The sequence below is a fragment of the Chrysiogenes arsenatis DSM 11915 genome, from assembly GCF_000469585.1.
Taxonomy (GTDB): domain Bacteria; phylum Chrysiogenota; class Chrysiogenetes; order Chrysiogenales; family Chrysiogenaceae; genus Chrysiogenes; species Chrysiogenes arsenatis.
The window spans coordinates 355,441-380,138 of the sequence record NZ_AWNK01000001.1; the positions used below are offsets into that span (position 1 = coordinate 355,441).

The following is a 24,698-nucleotide window of genomic DNA, read 5'->3' on the forward strand; positions in this document are numbered from 1 at the left end:
CGGATGGAGTCGCTTTGGCAATACAGCACCGTTCATAACAGCGCCTGCAAGTCATCGAAGAACAGATCTTGTGGGGGCGACGGCATGCCGTATCTGGTTGCCAAGCTAAGACGCGGTGGTGCGCGTGCCCCGCTCCGCCCTGCGGCCGCAGAGTGACGACCTGCAGCTTGAGATTGAAGCCTAGCGCCTAAAGCCTATGTGGGAGCCGCCGCTGCCGAGGTGCTCGAAGGCTCCACCAGCGTCCAGCATATAAACTCAACTCTAGTGGGCACCAACGCTGATTACACCTGACATCGCAGGGCAAGTCATGAATCTTCTACTCATTACTCAAGGGGAAATGAGCAAAGCTGCGATGATGGAAGCCCTTGGTTTTACCGGGAGAGATAACTTTGAAAAACTGTACTTAAAACCGGCATTAGAAAAGAAGTTGCTGGAAATGACCCTCCCCGAAAAACCCAAAAGTCGCAATCAGAAGTACTGCCTCACCGCAGAAAGACGAAAATTACTGTCTGCCACGTGAGGGGACAAGGAGAATTAATTCTCCGTTCTATGCCACCCGCCAGCCTAAACGCATATTAGAATGACGGGTGGTAAGCAAAACAGATTTGAGTAACATTGCAGAGATTTTACGTCATTTACCGCTCGACTTTCACTGCCAGCGCCCCTTTGATGTCCACATCAACAACAACACAATCAAGCTCGCTGACGGTACCGCCAACGATCATCCGCGCAATGGGATTTTCCAGATGGCGCTGCAAATAGCGCTTCACTGGACGGGCACCAAACTGTGGTTCATACGCCGCGCGCGCCATACTCTCAAGCGCCGCATCGGTGACCCGCAGCTCGATCCGTTGGTTCGCTAAACGTCCGGCCAAACGAGCAATTTGCAAGCGGAAGATCTGCACTAACTGCTCGGCGGTTAATGGCTCAAAGATTATCGTCTCGTCAACACGGTTCAGAAACTCTGGCTTAAATGATTGACGCAACAGCGATTCAATATGGCCACGGACATCATCGCCAATCGGCTCCCCTTTTAGCGCTGCGTCAAGCAGCAGTGGCGAACCAATGTTCGACGTCATAATCACCACCGTGTTGGTAAAATTCACCGTCCGGCCATGACTATCGGTCAACCGTCCGTCGTCAAGGAGCTGCAACAGCAAGTTGAAAACGTCATGGTGCGCCTTTTCAATTTCGTCAAACAACAGCACCGCATACGGTTTACGCCGCACCGCTTCGGTCAACTGGCCACCTTCGTCGTACCCAACATATCCCGGAGGCGCGCCGATTAAACGGGAAACGGCATGTTTTTCCATGTACTCCGACATATCAATGCGGATCATGTTGTCTTCGCTATCAAATAACGACGCCGCAAGGGCGCGCGCCAACTCTGTTTTCCCGACGCCCGTCGGTCCAAGGAAAATAAAAGAGCCAAGTGGGCGATTGGGATCCTGTAAGCCACCACGTGCGCGAATGACGGCATCGGCCACCGCATCGACGGCATCGTCCTGCCCAACCACCCGCTGATGCAACGTGTCGCTGAGATGCAGCAACTTTTCGCGTTCCCCTTCGACAAGTTTACTGACAGGGATGCCGCTCCAGCGCGAAACGATGGAAGCGATCTCCTCCGGTGTCACTTCCTCTTTCAGCATCACCGATTCGCCATCACGGTTTTTCTGCAATTCTTCGTGCTCTTTGAGTTGTTTTTCGAGCGAAACCAGCTTGCCGTATTGCAGTTCGGCCACTTTGGCGAGATTGTACTCCCGTTGATAGCGCTCGATTTCGTGCCGTGTCCGTTCGATTTCTTCGCGCAGATGTTGCTGTCCACTAATGCCTTGTTTTTCAAACTCCCAACGCGCTTTCATCGTATTGTATTTTTCTTTGAGCTCGGCAAGTTCGCGTGAGAGCTTTTCGAGACGCTCCTGTGATGCGCTATCCTTTTCCCGCTTCAGCGCTTGTTCTTCAATTTCAAGCTGCATAATACGGCGGTAGAGATCGTCCATTTGCGCGGGCGAAGAATCGATTTCTGTCCGTACCATCGCCGCCGCTTCGTCGATCAGGTCAATCGCTTTATCGGGCAAGAAACGGTCGGCAATATAGCGATCCGACAACGTCGCCGCTGCGATAATCGCATTGTCGTGAATCGTTACGCCGTGGTGAATTTCGAATTTTTCTTTTAAGCCACGTAAGATAGAGATGGTATCTTCCACCGACGGCTCATCGACTAAAATTGGCTGAAAGCGCCGCTCCAGTGCGGGGTCCTTTTCGATATGCTTGCGATATTCTGCCAGCGTGGTTGCGCCAATACAGTGCAACTCGCCACGCGCCAACATGGGCTTAAGCAAGTTGCCCGCATCCATCGCCCCTTCCGTTTTCCCCGCTCCGACAATGGTGTGCAGTTCGTCAATAAACAGAATAATCCGGCCATTGCTTTCGCTGACTTCTTTCAGCACCGCTTTGAGCCGCTCTTCAAACTCACCGCGATACTTGGCACCGGCAATCAGCGCCCCCATATCGAGCGAAAAGATAATTTTATTTTTCAACCCTTCAGGGACATCGTTATTGACAATGCGGTGCGCTAACCCTTCGGCAATGGCGGTCTTTCCAACTCCTGGTTCGCCAATGAGCACGGGGTTATTCTTGGTGCGCCGTGACAGAATGCGCACGGCACGACGGATTTCCTCATCACGACCAATCACTGGATCGAGCTTGCCATCACGCGCCGCCTGCACCAGATCGCGCCCGTATTTTTCGAGCACGTTGTAAGTCGCTTCCGGCTCTTGCGAATCAACCGGGCGGTTGTTACGGAGCAACTTGATCGTTTCCGTCGTTAGTTTGACAGTAAGGGAAAGCTCCTGAAAAATCTTTTTTAACGCTCCAGAAGCGGTTTCAATCAGAGCAACCCATAAATGCTCCACACTGACAAAGCTGTCTCCCCACTCTTTTTTATACTTCTCGCCAAACGCAGCCACACGGCTGAAATCCTGCGAGGCGTATACCTGCGCACCAGCACCGGAAACTTTCGGTAATTTGCGCACTTCGGCCTGAACGCGCGACGCAAGCTGCGTCGGGTCAACTCCCATTTTTTGCAATACCGATACGATAAACCCTTGGCGGTCGTCCAGCAGCGCTTGACACAAGTGGAGCGGTTCAAGTTGAGAATTCGACTCTACCAGCGCCAGATTTTGTGCCGACTGCAGTGCTTCAGCCGCTTTATGGGTGAAAGTATTCATGTCCATAGCCATCCTCCTTATTACATAATGCCTTTTATCAACGCAAAAAAAGCGCCATGTCGCGCTAACACATTCAGACAAGAGAGTTATGTGAGTTTTCGTATAAAAAAGACAGGGGAAATACACGATAAAAGCCGTGGCATGCAACGGTTTTTGCCACGGCTCAAAACATCAGAATGTGCTCATCACAGCAAAACCTATAGCCGTTGCGCCAAAAGCTGCAGCTTTGCAATCCGATCCTGCGTCGAAGGATGAGTGCTAAAAAGGTTCGCCATACTCTTGCCAGTTAGCGGATTGATAATAAACATGTGCGCGGTTGCCGGATTCGCCTGCATTGACGCCGCCCCACGTGCGTAGGTTTCGAGTTTCCCCAGCGCCGAAGCGAGTGCCAACGGTTTGCCACACATCAGCGCCCCACCTTCATCGGCTTGATATTCCCGAGAGCGGGAAATAGCCATCTGAATCACGCCCGCGGCAATCGGTGCCACAATCGCTACAGCGATCATCGCAATCGGGTTGCTCCCCTGCCCATTATCGCGGTTTGAACCGAAGATAGCCGCAAACTGTGCCATGGTCGCAAGCATGCTGATAACCGAAGCAAGTACCGCGGCAATGGTTTGAATCAAGATATCGCGGTGCTTAATGTGAGCCAATTCGTGGGCAATTACCCCTTCGATTTCATCGCGGTTCAAAATCCGCAGCAGCCCTTCCGTGAGTGCCACGACCCCGTGTTCAGGATCGCGCCCTGTGGCAAAGGCATTCGGCGTCTGCTCAGGGATAATGTAGAGCTTCGGCATCGGCAAATTGCCACGCTGCGTCAAGCGAGCCACCATATCGTAGATTTCCGGTGCCTGTTCGCGAGTAATCGGTTGCGCCTTGTACATTTTGAGCACAATTTGATCGCTAAACCAATACGAGCCAACATTCATAATCATGGCAAAAACAAAGGCAACCATCACTCCACTTTGTCCGCCGATAGCTCCGCCGATGGCGATGACCAGCATACTGAGCAAACCCATCAGCACAATAGATTTCAACGTATTGAAGTTCATACTGCACCTCACTTTCTTGTTTAACGTGTTTCTTTGCAAAAACCTTGCGAATTTGAGGGGACTCTATAGCGAAAAATTGCGAGAGGGGCAAGGAGAATCGGAAACGAGACGACGATTTTCAGGACGCCTTTTTGAGTCTATAGATTTTCGCCACGTAACGGTGGAATATCTTCCCCGCAGGAAACAATGCCGCGTAGCATTGCATAAATGCGTGATAAAAGCGCTTGTTTCCGTGATAGCCATCGCGTGTCGCGGTGACACCGGCATGGCTTAACGCATGGAGTGCTTCACGCGGCGAAGGGTGCCACGTAAATCCCTCCCAATCGCTACTATGCTCGATTGCTAAGCCGCTTTGCATGATCGACGCATCCAGTGTTGCCACCGACGGCAACGGGGTCGCTGCGGCCACAGGGAGACCGCACTGTGTCAATGCTTCGCGCCGCGCGTCGCCAACTTCGCGCAATGTTCCTTCAACGAGCACGGCCAGCGCCGCCACACCGTGAGGGGCAAGCACTCGCGCCACTTCGTTAAAAAAAATGACCGGCTCTTCCAGCCATTGCACCATCGCCGAAGAGACCACTGCCGCCACCGAGCCACCGCAAAACGGGAGTGCTTCAGCATCACCCTGCAAAACGTGACGATAGTACGCCTGCGACCGCTGGCACATGGCGAAGGAGAGATCGACCGCGACCATCGGCGTCGTGGCGAGTCGTCCCAAAACACCATCGCCCGCGCCAACATCGAGAATAATACCCGACGTCGGCAGTGCCGCGCCGCACCGCTCCAGCAAAGTAGCTGCCAAAGCCTGTTGCGCCGCGCTGTATTCTTGGTAATGGAGCGCACCACGGTCAAAGTTGTGGCGCACTCTCCCTTTTAATGAATTCACAAAACTCCTTTTCGCGCTCCGCCAAGGTCGCTTCAAGCAGACACGGAGCCGCATGTCCCACGTCAGTCGTATACCAGCTTACTGGACGGGAGAGGTGATACCAGAATTCGCGGCTTGCTTCCAGCGCTATCACCAGGTCAGCACGATCGGCACTACAACTCACCGGACAGGCCAGTGAAAGAATTTTTTCGTGCCAATCCCAAGTTGCCAGCATGCGTAGTCCCGCGAGCGCGGTCGCAACATCCATTTGAGTATCTTGCAAATGGGCAGGAACATAAATTGAATCGAGGTAGGCGGCAATAATCGCGTGGTGATCGTGGCGGCAGCCTCGTTCCATCGCCCGCAAAGGGGGAAGTGGCAAGCCGTGCGCGCCACCAATAAATTGCAGTGTCGGCGCGTAGAGGAAAAGCCCTTTGACGATCTGTGGATAGCGCAACGCACATTCACAGGACACCATCGCCCCAAGCGACCATCCGAGTACCACCAGCGGTACGGTGCTCGCTGCAATCAACGACTCCGCATCGTACCAGTTGCAGACCATATCGCAACGCGCCGCGTGTTCACTATCGGGTCTTGCGCCCCAACCACTAACGTACAGGGTTTTCATACCGTATCAATCCGGAAAAAATCAGTCGTCGCCAGCATGGGGCGCTCTTCCAGCCACTCGATGATAACGGTTAAAGGTGTTGCGTCGTCGATCAAAAATACGCGCCCGCCGCCGCTTTGTTCACCTTTCAGGGCTTTCAACCGCACATAGCCCGTGAGGGCTGAAGCAAAATAGCCATGCGGATAGCCACGGTCGTCACTCAGGCAGATCTCCGCTAACACGCCAGGTGCCGCAAGGGCTTTTGACGTCAAGAGTAACGCTTCCAAAATGCGTTGCGGCTGATCGCTGATTGTCGCCAATTGCTGCGCCAGTTGCGCCCGTTGTCCACGTTCCAGTCCGAAATGACTGACGCGAACCCCACGGGCATCGCCATGCAGAATCAACTCGCCCGAGGTACGCAAGAGTGCCGCACCGCGCAGTGGCGGTTGGTTTGCGAGACGCTGGAGGGCGTGCCAGAGAGCCATCACATCGAGCGAAGCACCACAACGCGCGGCAAGCAACGGCAACATATCGTGTCCCAAAGCAACTGGGTCACACACCGGCAGCAGCGGGAACGTACCCGCAATTTCGACGTGATCGATACGGATATTGATCGACTCTGGCTGACCATTGACGTGGCCAAAGGCGCGCGCCGCAACGTCTTGCGCAGCACGAGGAATTTCTTCCATCGGAAGAATATCCTCGTACCCAGACAGATGCCGTGCCTCGCAATCAGCGGCACGCATCCGGAGTGAATACCACTGATCATTCACTCTGCAAGGCTCTCCAAGAAGGCTTTAACCTTCGCCACGTTCGTGCTGAGATCGACGGTGGGGGATATTTTTTCGATCAACGCCGAGCCAACAATGGCGCCATCGGCGTAATGCAGGGCATCGCGCACCGTGGCGGCATCGCGAATACCAAAGCCAATGCAAATCGGCGTCGTAGTCACTTGCCGCGCAACGGCAATTTTGCGGGAAATCGCTTCCAGACTTGATATTTTTGTTCCGGTCACCGCCGCCGAGCTGACGGCGTAGAGGAAGCCGGTCGCCGATTCCGCAATGGTGCGTACACGGCTATCGTCGCTGCTCGTCGAGATGAAGGAAACGAGATCAATGTTGTGCATACGCGCCGCATCGCGAAACGGCGCGGCATGTTCCGGCGCCAGGTCGGGAATAATCGCGCCGCGAATACCAAGCTCACGAAGCATCGCAAAACGATTTTCGGCGCCAACGCGGGCAAAAAGATTGACATAGGTCATGACGTAATAGTCGGTATTGGAATGGAGTTTCAATTGTGTCAGGTCACGAAAGCGAGTGCCGCGCGACAACGCGTAGTCGCTGGCCGCCTGAATCACGGGGCCATCGGCCATGGGATCAGAAAAAGGGATACCTATTTCGACACGCTGAATGCCGAGTTCGGCAAAGAGATCGAGCAATGCTTGGGTCGTCGCACGATCGGGATACCCAAGGGTGACGTAGGGAATAATGCGCGAAAGGGTTGTTGCGTTCATATTATAACTCCACATGCTGGCGAATGATGCCGATATCTTTGTCGCCACGCCCACTCAGGGTAACGACGATATTTTTTCCCGTACCGATTTCTGCAATCACCTGCGGTAAGGCGGCCAACGCATGCGATGACTCCAATGCGGGGAGAATCCCCTCGCAACGGGTCAATTCAATGCAGGATGCCAGCGCTTCTTTGTCATCAACAACGATGTATTTTGCGCGACCAGAATCGGATAACCACGCGTGTTCTGGGCCGACGCCAGGGTAATCGAGCCCCGCCGAGATGGAATGGGTATCGCGAATATTCCCCTCTTCATCGCACATAAAGTACGAGTAAAAGCCATGTAAAATCCCTTTGGTTCCTTCGTTAATCGGTGCGGCATGTTGGCCAGAAGCGAGGCCATACCCACCCGCTTCGACGCCGAAAAGCTTAACTTCCGTATCTTTGTAGTAGCCACTGAACATGCCAATGGCGTTGGAACCACCACCAACACTGGCAATTACCGCATCCGGATGGCAGAGATTGCGCTGATAGAACTGCGCGCGGGTTTCGTTCCCGATGACGGACTGAAAGGCTTGGACAATGCGCGGGTATGGCGATGGGCCAAGTGCCGAGCCGACAATGTAGTGGGTATCATCAGAGGTCGCAATCCAGTTGCGCAGCGCTTCGCTGGTGGCATCTTTCAGCGTTTTACTTCCCGACTCGACGAGCGATACCTGCGCCCCAAGGAGTTTCATCCGGAAGAGGTTGGCCTCCTGCCGTGCGGCATCGACACTCCCCATGTAGACCGTACACTCCAGCCCAAGCAAAGCCGCCGCCGTTGCCGTCGCGACCCCATGTTGCCCAGCGCCAGTTTCCGCAATCACACGTGTTTTCCCCATCCGTTTTGCGAGTAACGCTTGGCCGATGGTGTTGTTAATTTTATGTGCACCGGTATGCGCTAAATCTTCACGCTTGAGGTAAATATGGCTGTTATAGATTTTACTGAGCGTTGGTACATAGGTCAGCGGCGTTTGACGCCCGACGTACTCGCACATAAGGCGGTCGAACTCCGCCAAAAACTGGCGATCCCGCATTGCGGTTTCAAAGGCGGTTGTCAGCTCTTCAAGTGGACGAATCAATAGTTCGGGAACATAGGCGCCACCGTATGGGCCATATTGGTAAATCGACATAATACAACGTCTCCTGCAGTATCGTATGCGCACAAAATTGTGTGTTTTTCTTAGTTTCCGGTGCCACGATGGTGTTCCCTTACACGGGCATCGAGCGACCATCGTTCAAATAAATGATCCCTTTAATAATCCGGTAGAGCACCCAAATGGCCGTTGCCAGCAACACAAAATAGCCAATCGCGATGAGGAAGAGGATCACCCCTAGCGCACCCCACGCCATGCTGTACCAAAACGTCCGCATTTGCCAACGAAAGTGGGACTCTAGCCATGTCCCACGCACATCGTCAAGTTTGATATAGTTTACCATAATCGCAGCAATGTACGTCAGCCCGACAATGCACGCCAGCGCTTGCAGCACATACACGATCATCGTGAGTGTTTTCAACGAGCGGATGTCGCGCCCTGGGTCAATATCAATAATTGTATTTGAATCCATACCATTCCTTTAGGTTGCAGTATTGCGAGAACGCGCTTGTGAGCGCACCAAAGCCTCAAAATCTTCACACGGAACCGGGCGCCCAAAGTAATACCCTTGGAAGGTTTCGCAACCGTAGCGATAGAGATACTCTTTTTGCGCTTCGGTTTCCACCCCTTCGGCTATCGCCTGTAGCTCCAAGCTGTGCGCCATTGCGATAATGGTCTGAACAATCGCCGCACTGCCACGGTCACTCGTCAGGTCGCGCACAAAGGATTGATCAATTTTCAACTGACACAAGGGTAACTGTTGCAGATAACTCAACGAAGAGTATCCCGTACCAAAGTCATCCATAGAAAAGCCAACACCTATCGCACGCAACGTTTGCATTTTTTCGATCGCATCGGTGACATTCTCTACCACGAGACTCTCGGTTAACTCAAGCTTCAGATGAGACGGATTGATCCCACTGGCCTGCAACAGATCTTCCAACTCAGCCACAAAATCGGTTTGACGGAACTGGCGCGCGCTCACATTGACCGCCAATTGTAGGTTTTCAAACCCAGCTTGAGACTCCCACGCCTTGAGCTGGCGACACGCTGTTTCAAGTACCATTTGTCCGATAGGGATAATTAATCCTGTCTCTTCCGCCAACGGGATAAAGGCGGCTGGCGACACCATGCCCCGTTCTGGATGAATCCAACGGAGGAGCAACTCTGCTCCAAAAATGTCGCCGTGATAGTTCACTTGCAGTTGGTAAAAAAGGACAAATTGCCCTTCTGGCAATGCCGCCCGCAACTCGGAAGCGAGTTTCAGCCTGTTTTCCAGTTTTAGCTGCAAACCGGGATCGAAAAAACGGAGGGTATTTCTCCCCGCTCCTTTCGCTTGATACATCGCCGCATCCGCTCGACGCAGCAACTCGTCACCGCGCATATTGTTATCGTAAAACAAACCGATTCCGATACTTGGCGTGGTCTGATATTCAAGTTCTCCAAGTCGAAATGGCTCATTGATTGACAAGCGAATTTTTTCGGCGATCTTCTCCGCCTGTGCCAGCACGGCACTTTCGTCCTGACTTAAATCTTCCGCTAAAATAACAAACTCATCGCCACCCAACCGCGCCACGGTATCGCATTCCCGCAGAATACTGCGCAAGCGGCGCGACACTTCTATCAAGAGTTGGTCGCCCATCTCATGGCCATGAACATCATTAAGCGTTTTAAAATTATCGAGATCGATCAGAAAAAGTGCCCCGTGATGTTTCGTGCGATGACAGGAAGCCAAGGCTTGCTGAAGCCGCTCCTGAAACATACGACGATTGGGAAGTCCTGTAAGATAGTCGTAGAATGCTAGGCGGTGAATTTCCGCTTCGGCCTCTTTATTGTAGCTAATATCGGAAAAGGTCGCGACATAGTGAACAGGTTCTCCGGCGTCATTCAGAACCGCCGAAATACAGAGCCACTCGGGATAGATTTTACCATTTTTACGCCGATTCCATATCTCGCCCTGCCAGAAGTTATTCTGGCGCAGTTGTTCCCACATCCGTTTGTAGAAAAAGTCGTCATGCCGACCAGATTTAAGGATGCGCGGATTTTTCCCTACCACCTCTTCCGCAGCATACCCCGTGAGTTTACAGAACGCTGGATTGACCCGCAAAACGTTTCCCGCAGTATCGGTGATGCACATCCCTTCCTGAGCGTTAAAGGCAATCGCCGCAATTTGCAACTCGTACTGCGTTTCAACCTGATCTGTAACGTCAATCAAACTTATGAGCACAACCGGCATAGCAGGATTATGCGGTGCCAGTTGAACCCCTGCTTCTTCTGAACGCCCAGCAATACGGGCATAAAAAAAAGTTTTATCGTGGCGCATAATCCGTGTTTGCAGAACTTTACCATCGGGATATTTGAAAAATGGTTGATAGCGTGCAAAGAATTGATCGCGATCGTCAGCGTGCAAAATATGACCAACAGGCTTCCCTAAGAGTTCGGCAAGATCACCCTGAAGCATACCCGCGAATGTCGCGTTAGCTTGCAGTATCATCCCGTTTCTATCAAGGGTAAGGTACCCAACCGGAGCATGGTGATACAGGCGCGAAAAGCTATTGCGCGCAAGTTCTAACTGCTGCTGCGTCCGGTGCAATTCTTCGTTTTGCAGTTCCAGCTCAACCTGATGCACCGAAAGATCGTGAATCAGGGTTTTCAGGTCATCGCAAATCGACTGCTCTGTATCAGGATTATGCTGCGATAGAATTGTATTGGCTCGTTCTCTGAGTTCCTTCCGGTACCCACCATGGCTGTCGCTGCCGCGAAACATTCGCTCCTCCCAAAGTTATATCATTGGCAAAGTAATCGTAAATTCAGCACCACCGTCGCGATTCGCCACCGTAAGCGAACCACCCATATTTTTTTCCACAATAACCTTACCCAGCGACAAACCGATCCCAGTACCGTTTTCCCCCTTGGTGGAAAAAAACGGTTCAAAAATCGCGTCATCCAAAAACTGCTCTGGAATACCGCCACCGTTGTCGAGAATGGTAACGACAATGGTATCTGCCTCCGCAAACACCTGAACCTTGATGGTTTTTTCATCCGGTTTTTTTTCCAGCAGAGCATCTTTGGCATTATTCAGGATATTGAGCATAACCTGCTTAAACTCACTTGAATGCCCAGAAGTATGCAACGCATCATCCCCGTCAATCGTTAGATCAATGTGGCATTTCATCAGTTGCCCCTTCAGGAGCCGCGCTACTGACTCTATCACCGGCTTCACCGCAAAACGCGACGTCTCTTTACTCGGCAAATAAAAATCTCGAAAGTCGTCTATCGTATTGGCCATAAAAGTCACAAGATGCTGCACTTCGGCAATATGTTCGTTCATCACCGCTTGGTCTATTTCGCCATGTTCGAACGCATCGCGCAGGCATTCGTTCAGCAAATTGATAGAGTTCAACGGTTGTTTCCACTGGTGGGTAATCGCACCGATCATCCCGCCCAGTTCGGCCATTTTATTCTGTTGAATGAGTGCCATTTGCTGAATATCTTTTTCGCGCTGCAACCGTTCAATCCGCAGCATTTCGGCATCGATCCGTTCCTGCAATTTCCGGTTGAAGTCATGCAATAACGCTTCGGATTTCTTACGAACCGTAATATCTTCGTGCGAAATGACTACTTTACGTTGCGCTTTATCGCACTCGCCTTCGAGAGGAGTAATACGCCCGACAAACCAGTGGTATCCATCGTCCAAGAGACAAGGGTATTCCAACTCATGATATTCCGCTTCACAGCACATAACGGAGCGAATGCCAGCGGCAAAGCGCTTGCCATAATCAGAATCTTCACCGGTTGATCCGTCACAGACCTTCAGGTAGTTAACCCCTTCCCATACGGCTTGTTCTTTGCCATTAGCAGCATTAAAATCACACCACGACTTATTCACAGCGAGGATGGTACCGGTTTCATCGAGCACACATATTGTGGCACTCAACGCATCGATAGTCGAACGGGTCAGTTTATGTGCGCTTAGCAAGGCCTCTTCGGCCTGCTTCTGGCTGGTAATATCGTCCAGCGCAACCAACAGGAGGGTAGTGGAATTATCCTGCCCGCTGCGCTGCACAATGCTACTTGGCTGAATACAGCCACTCAGCCGGACAAAAATGGCACCTCCCGCGGTCGAAACAAGGCGGAACTCTATTTTTTTCTCCGAGGGTGATTTAAAGAATGTACTATAGCGCCCCAGAAAAACATCCTGATCGTCTGGGTGAATAAAACGCATCAAAGGTTGATGGATAATTTTTGATTGCAAAGAGTCCAGCATGGTACAAAAACGTTGGTTCGCCTCGACGATAATTCCCGCCTTATCCAGCACGACAAAGCCGAGTGGAGAAAAGTGATACAGGTGAGCATACCGTGCACGCTCTTTTTCCAGTTGGAGTTGCGTAGCCCGTAGTTCTTCATTTTGAATTTCAAGTTCTATTTGATGAACGCGCAGATTGTGATTATCTCGATGGAGGTCTTCGGAGGAGGTGTCCATCCGGGTGCATTCCAAAACCCGTTCCGCTCTTTCCTGAAGCTTCCGTTTGCGCTGTTCCCATTCTTGATGATCCATGAGGCTTCCCCCTCTGCCTTCCTAGGTGTTTCCGCGTCTCGAAGTAATATCTTCATGAGCAATAACTACGGTTCGCTCCTGATCGACAGAGTGTTTCAGTGGCGTCACGCGCCCGATGAACCACCGTGTTCCCTCGGGGAGATCGCAGGGGTACTCCATTTCGAAAAAGTCTTTGTCACCACGGATAACGGCGCGCACACCGAGAACGAACTGGTGCGCACTCTGGGCACCCTCACCCTGCGCGGCATCGCAAATATCAAGATAGTTCGTCCCTTCCCACTTGCACACAAACATGGTGTCGTAATTCTTGCTAAATTCGCGCCACGATTTGTTGACGGTCACAATCCGCCCTGCGGGATCAAGCACACAGATCGTGGCGCTCAATGAGTCGATGATCGCTTGTGTCATCTGTCGTTGCACTTCAAATCTTGCTTCGACCTCTTTGCGTTCGGTAATGTCCAGACACGTGCCAATATACCCTAAGAACTCACCGTTATCGTTTGTTCGAGGATGCCCCATATCGAGTAACCAGCGGTATTCGCCATCATGACGCAGGAGGCGATACTCCATGCTAAACGGCTCACGCGCATCAAACGAGGTGATAAATACCTTCATGCACATCGCAAGATCGTCAGGATGCACCCGCTCTGTCCAGCCATCGCCTAATTCTTCCTCCAGTGTCCGGCCAGTAAAGTCGAGCCACGGCTGATTAAACCAAGTGCACTTTTTATCACGCCCTGCCAACCAAATAAGCGCTGGTGATGTATTGGAGACTGATACAAACAAGTTCTGCGCTTCGTGGAGTTCATTTTCAGCGCGACGCGCCTCTGTCACGTCGATAAAAGCCAGAACAGTGCCTGAATAGGCCTTCGGGCCAATCGTATACGGAAGTACCCGCATAAGGTGAATGTGACCATCAATGGTGGTGACCTCTTGCTCAACAGTAACCCCAGTTTTTTGCACCTGTTGCACAATATCAACTGGGTTAATGTCAATGAGTTGGTGCGAGATATGCGTTATCGGACGCCCAATATCGTTTTCGAGCAATTTAAAGACACTGGTGATGCGACTGGAAAAACGCCGCACCTCAAGATTTTCGTCAAGCAAGAGTTGCCCGATACGGCTGGTGCTAAGCAGGTTTTCCACATCGTTATGCAGCTCAGTCAGTTCAATAATTTTACTCTGATATTCCGCGTTGACCGTAAAGAGCTCTTCGTTGGTAGACTGCAATTCCTCGTTTGTAGACTGCAACTCTTCGTTACTGGCAAGAAGCTCTTCGTTGGTAGCCTGAAGCTCTTCATTCGACGTTTCCAATTCTTCGATAGTGGCTTGCAGGTTTTCGCGGGTAAACTGTAAGTCCTGCTCTAATACCTTCAGTCGCTCCTCTGCCTCTTTGGAAAGATCGAAAGAGATAGCGGCCTGATCGCCAATTTCTGTTACTCCCTTATCTCGTTCAATCAGAAACACGGCGACTAAGGGTTCTTGACCTTTTTTTTCTGGCAACAGCTTAATACGCAACTCTAAATTGCGCACTTCCGTGCCGAAGAGGATTTTTATATTGGAAAAGCGCAGCTCCTGCTTTTGGCGGAAAACCTTTTGAATGCCAGTAATTAAAGGGATAGAAAGCTCTTTAATAGCCATCTTGCTGATATCATTGGTTATCTTTCCTTCCGGCAAGCGAAAATAACCGCTTGTATCGCCAACCACATGCAACAGCTCAAGTTGTTCATTCACCACCATCGATAAGGGGAGGAATTCGCCAGAAACTGCGCCAACAAATCGTTCGAGTATTTTTTCTTCATCACTCGGGCGCAACGAACGGCGTGCGTGAGCAAACATCCCTTTGGCTTCACGAAAGCGGGTGTCAGTCGCACCACTCAGCAGCGGGGTATCGGATGGCATGTGCCGCAAGCGCCCTTTAGAGCGATAAATCTTGTGTTTCGGCTCGATAAATTCAAAAAACTCATTCATTTCGCCTGTTGTCTCTGAACTTCCCAAAAACATCATGCCGCCTGAGCATAACGAAAAGTTAAAAAACTCAAGCACTTTGCGCTGCAATATCGGCTGAAAATAGATAAGCACATTGCGACAACTAATGAAATCGATATTGGTAAACGGGGGATCTTTAATCAGGTTATGTTGTGCAAACACCACCATTTCGCGAACTTTTCGCGAAATCTGGAAGTTTTCATCTTTGCGGTGAAAATATTTGGCGAGTAGGCGTGGACTAATGTCAGCCGCAATACTTTCAGGATAGGAACCCGTTGCGGCATATTGGATCGCTTCACGGTCTATATCGGTTGCAAAAATTTTAATGTCGATGGCACGCCCAAGACTTTCGACACATTCGCGCGCCAAAATGGCAAGGCTATATGCCTCTTCGCCAGTTGAACAGGCTGCAATCCACATGCGAACTTCATTTTTTTCGGTATTGCGGAAAAGTTCGGGGAGCCATTTGTCGGCCAGCAAATCGAACGCCTCCTGATCGCGAAAAAAGCTGGTTACCCCTATAAGCAACTCGCGATAGAGTGCCGTAATTTCAGCCGGAAAACTAAGCAGATACGACACATATTCGCGTATTTCATCAATTTGGTTGATGGTCATCCGGCGTTCAATACGACGCATGACGGTGCTGGGCTTGTAGTACGTAAAATCAATTTTACATTTTTCGCGCAGGAGCGCGAACACGCGCAGCAATGCATCTTCGTCGGTTACCATGTTTTCGACTCGCTCAACATTGGTGGCGGCGTATGGGTGTTTGACAAAGGCGAGAAGTTGCGAGGGCATTTTATCGGGAGGCAGAACAAAGTCGGCCAGCCCAGTAGAAATAGCGGAGCGAGGCATACCGTCAAAGCGAGCCGAATCTTCGGTCTGCACCATCACCATACCGCCAAATTCTTTCACCGCACGCACACCACGCATCCCATCGCTGCCTGTCCCCGAAAGAATAACCGCGATGGCTTTTTCCGCTTGATCTTCTGCCAATGAACGGAGAAAAATATCGATCGGGAGGTTGATGCCTCGATTATGATCCTGTTCGGTAAGGAACAATTTCCCGTGGAAAATCGTGAGATTCATTTTCGGAGGGATCAAATACACACAGTTCGCTTGGACGTTCATGGCATCTTCGGCACGAAAAACAGACATTTGTGTTTTTTTAGATAACAACTCCACCATCAAGCTTTTATAGTCGGGCGACAGGTGCTGAATAACTATGAAACCAAATCCACTATTCGGTGGCATGTTTGTAAAAAAAGCCTCTATTGCCTCAAGCCCCCCTGCGGAAGCGCCTACGGCCACGTAATGCGATGGTGGCTGGACTATGACACTGGGAATTATTGCGGTATCTTTTTCTTGCTTGGGCATGAAACCTCCTCGGATTCAACATACTCAGGTTCTTCCCGTAGGCGTATATTTTTTTTGGCTTTTATTTATTTAAATACGTCACAAATATAGACTAAAATTACAGAGAAACGATACAAAAGAATTATTTACTACAGGACGGCGAGTCGATTTTTCCGTTCATTTCATAAAGCAACGCTTCAAAATCAACGATTGGTAGCGGCTTACTAAAGAAGTATCCCTGCCAATTATCACAATGATGTTTCTGGAGAAAACACTTTTGCTCAACCGTTTCGACACCTTCTGCGATAACTTGCAGCCCAAGACTTTCGGCCATTGCAATAATGGTCTGCACAATAACTGTATCACCCTGACTATGCAAAATATCGCTAATGAAGCTCTTATCGATTTTCAACTGATCCAGCGGAAGCCGCTTGAGGTAGCTCAGCGAGGAGTATCCCGTGCCAAAGTCGTCCATGGAAAAGCTGATACCAATAGCCTTGAGTTCATGCATTTTGCTGATCGTATCGTTGACATCGTCGATCACAACCCCTTCTGTCAGCTCAATTTTCAAGCGGGCAGGATTCGCCCAGGTCTCTTCAAGCACTTGACGAACTTCTTTGACAAAATTCGCCTGACGGAACTGACGTGGGCTAACGTTAATAGCGACTTGCAGGTGGCGCGCCACGGGATCGTTATCCCAACGCTGAATCTGCGAGCAGGCCATCGCAAGTACCCAATGGCCAATGGGAAGAATCAGTCCGGTTTCTTCGGCTAACGGAATAAATTCAACTGGCGGAATTAAACCACGCTCTGGATGGAGCCAACGCACCAACAATTCGACCCCGAAGATGGTGCCATCGGCACGAACCTGTGGCTGATAATGCAGGACAAACTGTTGTTCAATAAGGGCGCGACGCAGCTCAGATTCAAGCGACGTGCGTGCTTCCAGTGCCGCTTGCATCGCAGGATCAAAGAAGCGAACCGCATTGCGACCAGACGCCTTCGCTTGATACATGGCAACATCCGCTCGCTTGAGGACATCATCGACACTATCGGAATCTCCACGGAACAGACAAATCCCGATACTGGGCGAAGAAACATATTCAAAACCATTGAGATTATAGGGTTTATTGACCGCGCGGCGCAGTTTTTCGGCAACCACTTCCCCTTGCTTGGCCGCTCGTTCGATATCTTCACTCAACCCTTCCGAAAGGACAACAAACTCATCCCCCCCAAGTCGTGCGACGGTATCACCTTTGCGGACGCACTTCTTTAGCCGCTTAGCAACTTCACACAAGAGCATATCGCCAACATCATGCCCTTTGGTATCATTCAAGTTTTTGAATTTATCCAAATCCATAAATAACAGTGCATTATAGTGCTTTTTACGACTACTGGTGGCAATGGCGTGTTCGAGTTCGCGCATCAGCAAGCGACGATTCGGCAGCCCTGTCAGCGGATCAAAAAAGGCCAGTTGATGGATTTGTTCTTCCGCTGCCTTGCGCTGAGTGATGTCAGTGAAGGCTCCCACATAATTGGTTACTTCGCCTTGCTCATCCATAACGGCACTAATCGTTAACCATTCCGGGTACACTTCACCGTCTTTACGCTTATTCCATATTTCGCCGTGCCACCCTTTTTCTTCCGCCAGCATGCACCACATTTGGCGATAAAAAGCCTTATCGTGAATACCTGACTGGAGCAGCGCTGGCGTATGCCCGATCACCTCGTCAGCCGGATATCCCGTCAACGTAGTAAACGCATTATTGACGCGGAGGATAACGCCATTGGCATCCGTCACCACCATCCCCTCTTGTGATTCAAAAGCGGTCGCGGCAATACGCATTTCCTGTTCCACCCGCTTGCGCTCGGTAATATCTGCCATCGTACCGATTATCGACTGAATGCCTCCCTGCTCATCGGTATGCAACGCTGCGTTAATCAGCATCCATGCCCATTGGCCATCCGAACACGCGATGCGAAGTTCTTCCTGACACGAACCACGCCGATCGCCAGAACAGAGAAAACTCTCGCAATGGCGCAGAATAAGCGCTTGATCATCTGGGTGAACGTGCTCGAGCAGGGACGTCCCCAACACCTGCGCAATATTTTTTCCCGTAATATATTCCCATGAAGGGTTGAGGTACGTGATGCGCATATCGGGGCTGGCTTTAAAGACAATGTCCTTCACATTTTCTGCCAGCTCGCGGTGGAGCTGTTCCGATACTTCAATGGCTTTTTGAAGCTCTTGCTCGTGAGTCACATCGCGAAAAACAAAAACCAGTCCAAGAAATTGCTTTGTGCGGCTGATAATGGGTTCGGTAGTATCGGAAATGTGAATCTCTTTCCCGTTGCGGGTCACCATCGTCCCTTCAGGGGAAATAGGGAACACTTCTGCAACGGGTTTCCCCAAAGCGTCCGCTTCACTCCAGCCACACATCTTTTGCGCCGCGATATTGATGCGCGTAATCATGCCATGCTGATCGGTCGCAATAACACCATCGCCAATAGAGCTCAGTGTGATTGCGGTATTTTCTTGATTTTCTTCGAGTTGCAGCATCGTGCTGGTAAGCTGATCCCCCAACTCATTAAAGGCGTCACCAAGGTCGCGCAACTCGCCCGTGCCAGCCAAATAGGAGCGTGCACTCGATTCGCCTGTGCGAAAACGGCGCATAACATCAAGCAGATGAAGTATGGGCTTTACCATCCAAAGTCCGAGAACAATAACGAGCCCTATAGCAACAAAAAAACTCATTCCCCAAATCGTAAGGTGCTGCAGCACAATGTCGTCCCAGAGTTTTTGTTTATCCTGCGATAAATCATACTCAATCAGCAGCATTTTGCGCTTCGCAGCGGTAATAATTGGCTGTATGGCCAAAATACGGTCACCATTGTGTATCAGACGAATATCGGAGTGCCATGTCGTGATCACTCGCTCCCACACACTCGGCTGTATTTGAGGAAAAACGTGTAAAACAGGCTCACCTACGGTGCGCTCTTCTTCATGCGCGAGCACCATTCCGTTTTCATCAACTATTGCGACTCGCGTAACCTGCTGAATAATGCGGATGGTGGCAAGCTCTTTTTCAATCGCCTGCGCAAAATTGTGTTCATAGAAAAGCGGCAATACGGTTGCACTGCGCTCCATTTGATTTTCAAGCGTGGTAAAGCTTGTCGAAACCAACGCCCGTTCGAACTTAAAATACTGGTAGAACATAGAAAAAAATATCAGCAACGAAAAGGCACCGAACACGTGAATCGGCAGCCAAAGGCGAAGTGAAGCGGTAGATATGGAGTGCTGGTGCGTTGAGTTCATTCCTGTCCTTAATAAAGGTGCGAGCTGATGGCTCAATACGCTTGACCCTCAAAGTCAATTGAGATCACAAAAGAAGGGCGCACCCATCATCAAAAGACGCTTTACGTACTGCTCTCTTGCAAGTTGTAGTCTAACTGAAAACGGCAAAAATACGAATTGATTCTTTCGAAATTCGTTAATAAATCGGTATGTACCGTTGTTGTCGCCAACGAATTGGCGGTTCCGGCATACAGTCGTTCCATGTGCGTACGGAGCAAGTAGTGCTCAAGCTCCTGCAAATGAGAATAATGGCGACGTAGCTTCGCGGCAATCAGCGGGTCTTTTTCGAGGTAGAGTTCCTGGCACAGCTCAAAGTTCTCCCGCACTTTATGGTAAAAATCGCGTATTTCCTGAAGCCCTTCGGGACTTAAATGGCCATTACTGCGTGCAAGTTTTGCCGTTAACTTCGATACATTTTTTACCATAACATCGCCCGCATTTTCCAGCACCGTCGCGTAGTGGAGTATATCAAACATCCGCTTGGCATCTACTCCAGTTAGCTCGCGCCGTGAGAGTTCGGCAAGGTACAGACGGATTTCTAAATTCATTGCATCAAGAATATCATCGGTAGCTGCAATACGCTCCTGACGTCCGCCATGGTAGTTTTCGATTTGCTCAAAGGTATCATTGAGCATTTGCCGGCAATGATCCGACATTTGCAACACTATGCGATGCGCCTGATCAAGCGCAAGATCTGGGTGCGTTAACATCATCCGATCAAGCTTCGGCGATGCTGCTAATGCCGGCTCTTCATAACGATGAAAGAGCCATTCTATGAACTTCGCAACTGGAGTAATGAGTGGCAAAAACACAAGCGCGACCCCAATATTGAAGAGCGTATGAAAGTGAGCAATATTTCGCAAAACATCACCGCTTCCAAGGATACCCTGCTCTATGGTTGCGAGAAATGGGTAGCACAGAATCGCCCCGAGAATTTTAAACAAAATATGCGCTGTAGCGGTCTTTTTTGCGGCAACATTAGCGCCAATGCTGGCAAAAATTGCGGTAATGCACGTGCCAATATTTGCTCCCAGTACAATCAACATCCCCTGATGTAGATCAATAATGCCACTGGATGCCAGCGATAGTGCAAGCGCAATGGTAGCCGCAGAAGCCTGCACAACAGCGGTGAACACAAAGGCAAGCAAGAGGAGCGTTAACCCACTTCCACCATGATCAACGAGATGCGCTAAAAGCTCTGGGTTCTGCTTCAATGGCTCAACAGCGAGCGACATAAACTTCATTCCCAGAAAGATCAATCCAAACCCAAATATTATCCGCCCAAGCTGAATCATGTGCGGCGCAGAATAGACCATCCGCATCAGCGCACCAATTCCTGTGATCACTAATGCATAATCATAGACATTCAACGCGATCAGTTGCACGGTAAGAGTTGTCCCTATATCCGCACCGAGTATCACCCCAAGCGAAGCGGTAAAGGTAACCAAGCCGCTGCTGACCAATGAAATTAAAATGACGGTAGTCGCGGATGAACTTTGCAGAAACGCTGTTGCGACCGCTCCCGTAAAGAGACCCGCAATACGATTGGCCGTCAGGAAGGAAAGAGAAGTGCGAAGTTTATCGCCAGCCAGCATTTTCATATTATCGCTCACCAGCTTCATCCCGTAGAGGAGTAAAAATAAAGCGCTGAGCAAATTAAAAAGGTCATAGATGCTCATGAAAACTCCCTTCTCATTGCGCTATGATGACCGTGTTGCGTTCAGATGAACGAAAGAAATTCTGTTCAAAGAGGGGATAATCCGGTACACAGAGTCCGCTGTCGACTCGCAAAAATGTACATTACTTTCCGGAAAGGAGCCTCTCTATGCAAGGTTGGTCATGCCCACACAATATCAATGAGATTTGCCAAATCCGCAACGGGAAACCATGCGAACCGGGATATCCTGGCTGCATTTTGTTCGGCAAAATGGTATTTGCCGATCCCGAACACCCATCGAATAAAGCCTTCCATGAAAAGCGGCGGCAACAACGCAAAACCCCCGCCTCGGAAACCGAAACGGGGGCAAAAAAGACAGATACAGATTAGACGGTTTTGCAACCACTTGCATTGCAAAGTGTTGTGCTGATTGTCCACGTGTCGCCAGCGCGTAAAAGCTTGTCAAGAGGTTGCTCGCCTTTTGAGGCAATAACCTGCTGCACTTGCTCGTGAACCATGAAGTCGTAAGACTTCTTCGCTGGGTCACAGTAGATAACCCCCAGCGCAACAGGCTGACCTTTTGACGGAGCCATATCGGCCAACAATGTAGCGAGTTGCAAGTTGGTTTCATCGTGAACGATGATAGCGCTTTCCGCAACGTCACTGACTTTCGCCATCTTGATTCTGAAACCATCCTGCACAAGGCAAAGGTTGTTTTCGACACCGAAGATGAGTTTCTTTCCATGTTGCACATGGATCGTAAAGTCAGCTTTATCTTTGCCAGTAATTTTGTCGTGCGCGCCATCGTTGAAGATAACGCAGTTGCTGTACATTTCCATCAGGCTGAATCCAGGATGGTTCGCGCCACGGGTACAGATCTCTTCACCCATTTTGACATCTTTGTCAATCGAGCGAGCGACAAAGGTGCCGCCGATACCAAGCGCCGTTACCAGTGGATTCATCGGATAGTCGATAACGCCATACGGTGTGGTCTTGGTGATTTGACCCATTTCAGAAGTCGGTGAGTACTGACCTTTGGTCAAGCCGTAGATCTTGTTGTTAATCAAAACATAGTTCAAGTTGATGTTACGACGGATAGCATGGATCCAGTGGTTCCCACCAATGGCCGTTGAGTCGCCGTCACCAGAGATTACCCATACGTCAAGGTCGGGCTTGCCAACCTTGAGGCCGCTGGCGATAGCCGCAGCGCGTCCATGAATTGTGTGGAAGCCATACGTTTCCATATAATATGGGAAACGTGATGAACACCCAATACCAGAGACGATAGCAACTTCATCGCGTGGCTTAGCACGGTTAACCATCGCACCTTTAACAGAGTTGATAATTGCGTAGTCGCCGCAACCTGGACACCATTTTACTTCCGCTTTGGAAGTAAAGTAATTCTTATCCATTACTTCATTTACCGTTGTTGTCATGGTTACTCACCTAACATTTCGTTAACTTTGTCGATGACTTCGTACTCGCGGAAAGGATCGCCCTGAACCTTGTTCAGCGATACGGTATCAACGAGGAACTGACTGCGGATCAAAACGCTCAACTGACCAGTGTTCAATTCAGGGATCAACACTTTGTCGAAGTTAGCAATGATTTTTGCAAGGTTCGCCGGGAATGGGTTAATCCAGCGGAGGTTGATACTCGAAACCGACTTCCCTTGGAGAATCAAGCGGTCAACCGCGCCTTTCACAGCACCGTACGTTCCGCCCCAACCGATAACCAACACTTTTCCACTTTCCTTACCATTGACAACAGCGTTTGGCACATCGCGTACAATACCCGCAACCTTATTCTTCCGAATATCGGTCATAATTTGGTGGTTCATTGGTACGTGGCTGACCGCTCCGGTCAGGACGTCTTTTTCCAAAGACCCAACGCGGTGTTGCAGACCCTTGGTGCCTGGGATCGCGATATTGCGCGCCAAGGTTTCTGGATCACGGCGGTATGATTTAAAGTCAGCATCTTCTTTGGTGAAGTTGGCTTCAAATGAAGGAAGTTCGCTTTCAAGGGGAACTTTCCATGGGCAAGAACCTTGGCCGATGTACCCGTCAGTAAGTAGAAGTACAGGTGTGCGGTACTTGATAGCGATTTGACATGCTTCAAAAGCAGCCATGAAACAGTCGTCTGGCGAGCCAGCAGCAATAACCGGCATTGGGCTGTCGCCGTTGCGGCCATACATCGCTTGCAAGAGGTCAGACTGTTCAGTCTTCGTTGGCAGACCAGTAGAAGGGCCACCACGCTGAACGTTTACGATAACCAATGGAATTTCCATGATTACGGCAAGACCAAGCGCTTCGCCTTTTAGCGCAAGACCGGGACCAGAAGTAGTGGTTACCGCAAGCTTACCAGCGAATGCACCACCGATAGCGGCACAGATACCAGCAATTTCGTCTTCCATCTGCATGGTGATCGCGCCAAAGTTTTTATGCTTTGATACTTCATGCAGAATATCGGTAGCCGGAGTTATTGGATACGAACCAAGGAGAAGTTGCATGTTAGATTTTTTGGCTGCCGCAATTAAACCAAGAGCAGCCGCTTCGTTCCCAGTAATGTTACGGTAGAAACCTGGCTCGATAGTAGCCGCTTTCAGATCGTAACGCTGTTGGAACATAACGGTCGTTTCACCGTAGTTCAAGCCAGCTTTAAAGACGATAGTGTTTGCTTCCGCAATTTTTGGCAGTTTCTTGCCGAATTTGGTGTTAATGAAGTTCAGTACGTCTTGTGGATTCTTGTTGAAAAGCCATACGAGCACACCAAGTACAAAGAAGTTTTTACAACGGTCTTTGTCTTTTGGCCCCATATCGAGGTCTTTCAGTGCTTCGCGGGTAAGGGTTGTGAAAGGAATCGATTTTACATCATAGCCTGCAAGTGTACCGTCTGTGCATGGGTTGCTTTTAAAGCCAACTTTTTCCATAGCCTTTTCAGTAAACATGTCAGAGTCCGTGATAATCATCCCGCCCTTTACCACATGCTTATAACTGTGCTGAACTGCCGCCGGGTTCATGGCAACCAATACGTCTGGTGCATCCCCTGCCGTGTGAATGTCGCGACTGCCAAGCGCGATCTGGAAACCGGAAATCCCGGCCACCGTACCGGCCGGAGCACGGATTTCAGATGGATAATCTGGCAATGAATTTACGTCGTTACCACTTACAGCAGCCAGTGCTGTGAGCTGGTTTCCGACAAGCTGCATCCCGTCACCAGAGTCGCCAGTAAATTTAATGACGACCTGATCAACGCTCTTGAGGCTAATTTGTCCCATAACGTCTCCTGTCAATGGAATAATTCACACTGTGAACTTCACATTTTTATGCGTCAACTGCATTGTACATTGTATACAGTCAAACGCTGTTTTTGTCATATAGC

At 50.2% G+C, this 24,698-nt stretch carries 17 protein-coding genes and 1 pseudogene; 3 read left to right on the forward strand and 15 right to left on the reverse strand.

From position 1 onward, the window contains the following. Nucleotides 1–3: 3 nt before the first annotated feature. Both P304_RS17655 and P304_RS0101645 read left to right on the forward strand, forming a co-directional pair. Nucleotides 4–240 (forward strand): annotated as a pseudogene (locus P304_RS17655) (hypothetical protein); the annotation flags it as partial. Between the two features lie 67 nt (nucleotides 241–307). Continuing rightward, nucleotides 308–520, forward strand: a complete 213-nt coding sequence (locus P304_RS0101645) for a Fic family protein (RefSeq protein ID WP_152514459.1) — start codon at nucleotides 308–310, stop codon at nucleotides 518–520. A 115-nt stretch (nucleotides 521–635) separates the two neighbouring features. Here P304_RS0101645 and clpB read toward each other — a convergent pair whose 3' ends face one another. The 13 genes from clpB to P304_RS0101710 form a co-directional block, all read right to left on the reverse strand. Next, on the reverse strand, nucleotides 636–3,236 hold the full coding sequence (gene clpB / locus P304_RS0101650; RefSeq protein WP_027389124.1) for an ATP-dependent chaperone ClpB: 2,601 nt from the start codon (nucleotides 3,234–3,236) through the stop codon (nucleotides 636–638). 191 nt (nucleotides 3,237–3,427) lie between these two features. Further along, entirely contained in the window at nucleotides 3,428–4,282 is an 855-nt protein-coding gene (htpX, locus tag P304_RS0101655) for a zinc metalloprotease HtpX (RefSeq protein ID WP_034763519.1), read from the reverse strand. Between the two features lie 118 nt (nucleotides 4,283–4,400). Then, nucleotides 4,401–5,168: a methyltransferase domain-containing protein gene (locus P304_RS15870; protein WP_160164994.1), complete on the reverse strand. Its 768-nt coding sequence runs from the start codon at nucleotides 5,166–5,168 to the stop codon at nucleotides 4,401–4,403. Continuing rightward, nucleotides 5,131–5,775 (reverse strand): alpha/beta fold hydrolase, encoded by a 645-nt coding sequence (locus P304_RS0101665; protein ID WP_027389126.1) that lies wholly within the window; start codon nucleotides 5,773–5,775, stop codon nucleotides 5,131–5,133. The genes P304_RS15870 and P304_RS0101665 overlap by 38 nt, the downstream gene beginning before the upstream one ends. Continuing rightward, on the reverse strand, nucleotides 5,772–6,527 hold the full coding sequence (locus P304_RS0101670) for a 6-carboxyhexanoate--CoA ligase (RefSeq protein ID WP_027389127.1): 756 nt from the start codon (nucleotides 6,525–6,527) through the stop codon (nucleotides 5,772–5,774). The genes P304_RS0101665 and P304_RS0101670 overlap by 4 nt, the downstream gene beginning before the upstream one ends. Next, the gene (gene trpA, locus P304_RS0101675) at nucleotides 6,524–7,267 is read right to left on the reverse strand and encodes a tryptophan synthase subunit alpha (RefSeq protein ID WP_027389128.1); all 744 of its coding nucleotides are present in this window, start codon (nucleotides 7,265–7,267) and stop codon (nucleotides 6,524–6,526) included. The genes P304_RS0101670 and trpA overlap by 4 nt, the downstream gene beginning before the upstream one ends. 1 nt (nucleotide 7,268) lies before the next feature. Next, complete coding sequence (gene trpB, locus P304_RS13455) at nucleotides 7,269–8,438, reverse strand: tryptophan synthase subunit beta (RefSeq protein ID WP_034763523.1); 1,170 nt, start codon at nucleotides 8,436–8,438, stop codon at nucleotides 7,269–7,271. Between the two features lie 79 nt (nucleotides 8,439–8,517). Beyond that, nucleotides 8,518–8,874, reverse strand: coding sequence for a DUF4870 family protein (locus P304_RS0101685; RefSeq protein WP_034763526.1), 357 nt, complete (start codon nucleotides 8,872–8,874; stop codon nucleotides 8,518–8,520). 9 nt (nucleotides 8,875–8,883) lie between these two features. Further along, nucleotides 8,884–11,169, reverse strand: coding sequence for a putative bifunctional diguanylate cyclase/phosphodiesterase (locus P304_RS13460; protein ID WP_051321307.1), 2,286 nt, complete (start codon nucleotides 11,167–11,169; stop codon nucleotides 8,884–8,886). A 15-nt stretch (nucleotides 11,170–11,184) separates the two neighbouring features. Further along, complete coding sequence (locus tag P304_RS15875) at nucleotides 11,185–12,960, reverse strand: PAS domain-containing sensor histidine kinase (protein WP_051321308.1); 1,776 nt, start codon at nucleotides 12,958–12,960, stop codon at nucleotides 11,185–11,187. Nucleotides 12,961–12,981: 21 nt separating this feature from the next. Then, entirely contained in the window at nucleotides 12,982–16,326 is a 3,345-nt protein-coding gene (locus tag P304_RS13470; RefSeq protein WP_051321309.1) for a chemotaxis protein CheB, read from the reverse strand. A gap of 121 nt (nucleotides 16,327–16,447) precedes the next feature. After that, on the reverse strand, nucleotides 16,448–19,621 hold the full coding sequence (locus P304_RS13475; RefSeq protein WP_051321310.1) for an EAL domain-containing protein: 3,174 nt from the start codon (nucleotides 19,619–19,621) through the stop codon (nucleotides 16,448–16,450). 101 nt (nucleotides 19,622–19,722) lie between these two features. Beyond that, the gene (locus P304_RS0101710) at nucleotides 19,723–21,339 is read right to left on the reverse strand and encodes a Na/Pi cotransporter family protein (protein WP_027389130.1); all 1,617 of its coding nucleotides are present in this window, start codon (nucleotides 21,337–21,339) and stop codon (nucleotides 19,723–19,725) included. A gap of 146 nt (nucleotides 21,340–21,485) precedes the next feature. Between P304_RS0101710 and P304_RS13480 the strand changes: the two genes are divergently transcribed. Further along, entirely contained in the window at nucleotides 21,486–21,707 is a 222-nt protein-coding gene (locus P304_RS13480; RefSeq protein WP_034763531.1) for a hypothetical protein, read from the forward strand. Here P304_RS13480 and P304_RS0101720 read toward each other — a convergent pair. Together P304_RS0101720 and P304_RS0101725 are read right to left on the reverse strand one after the other, a co-directional pair. After that, a complete protein-coding gene (locus P304_RS0101720) occupies nucleotides 21,704–22,753 on the reverse strand; it encodes a 2-oxoacid:ferredoxin oxidoreductase subunit beta (protein WP_027389131.1) in 1,050 nt (349 codons plus the stop codon). The genes P304_RS13480 and P304_RS0101720 overlap by 4 nt on opposite strands. Before the next feature lie 2 nt (nucleotides 22,754–22,755). Then, nucleotides 22,756–24,594, reverse strand: coding sequence for a 2-oxoacid:acceptor oxidoreductase subunit alpha (locus tag P304_RS0101725; RefSeq protein WP_027389132.1), 1,839 nt, complete (start codon nucleotides 24,592–24,594; stop codon nucleotides 22,756–22,758). Nucleotides 24,595–24,698 lie beyond the last annotated feature (104 nt).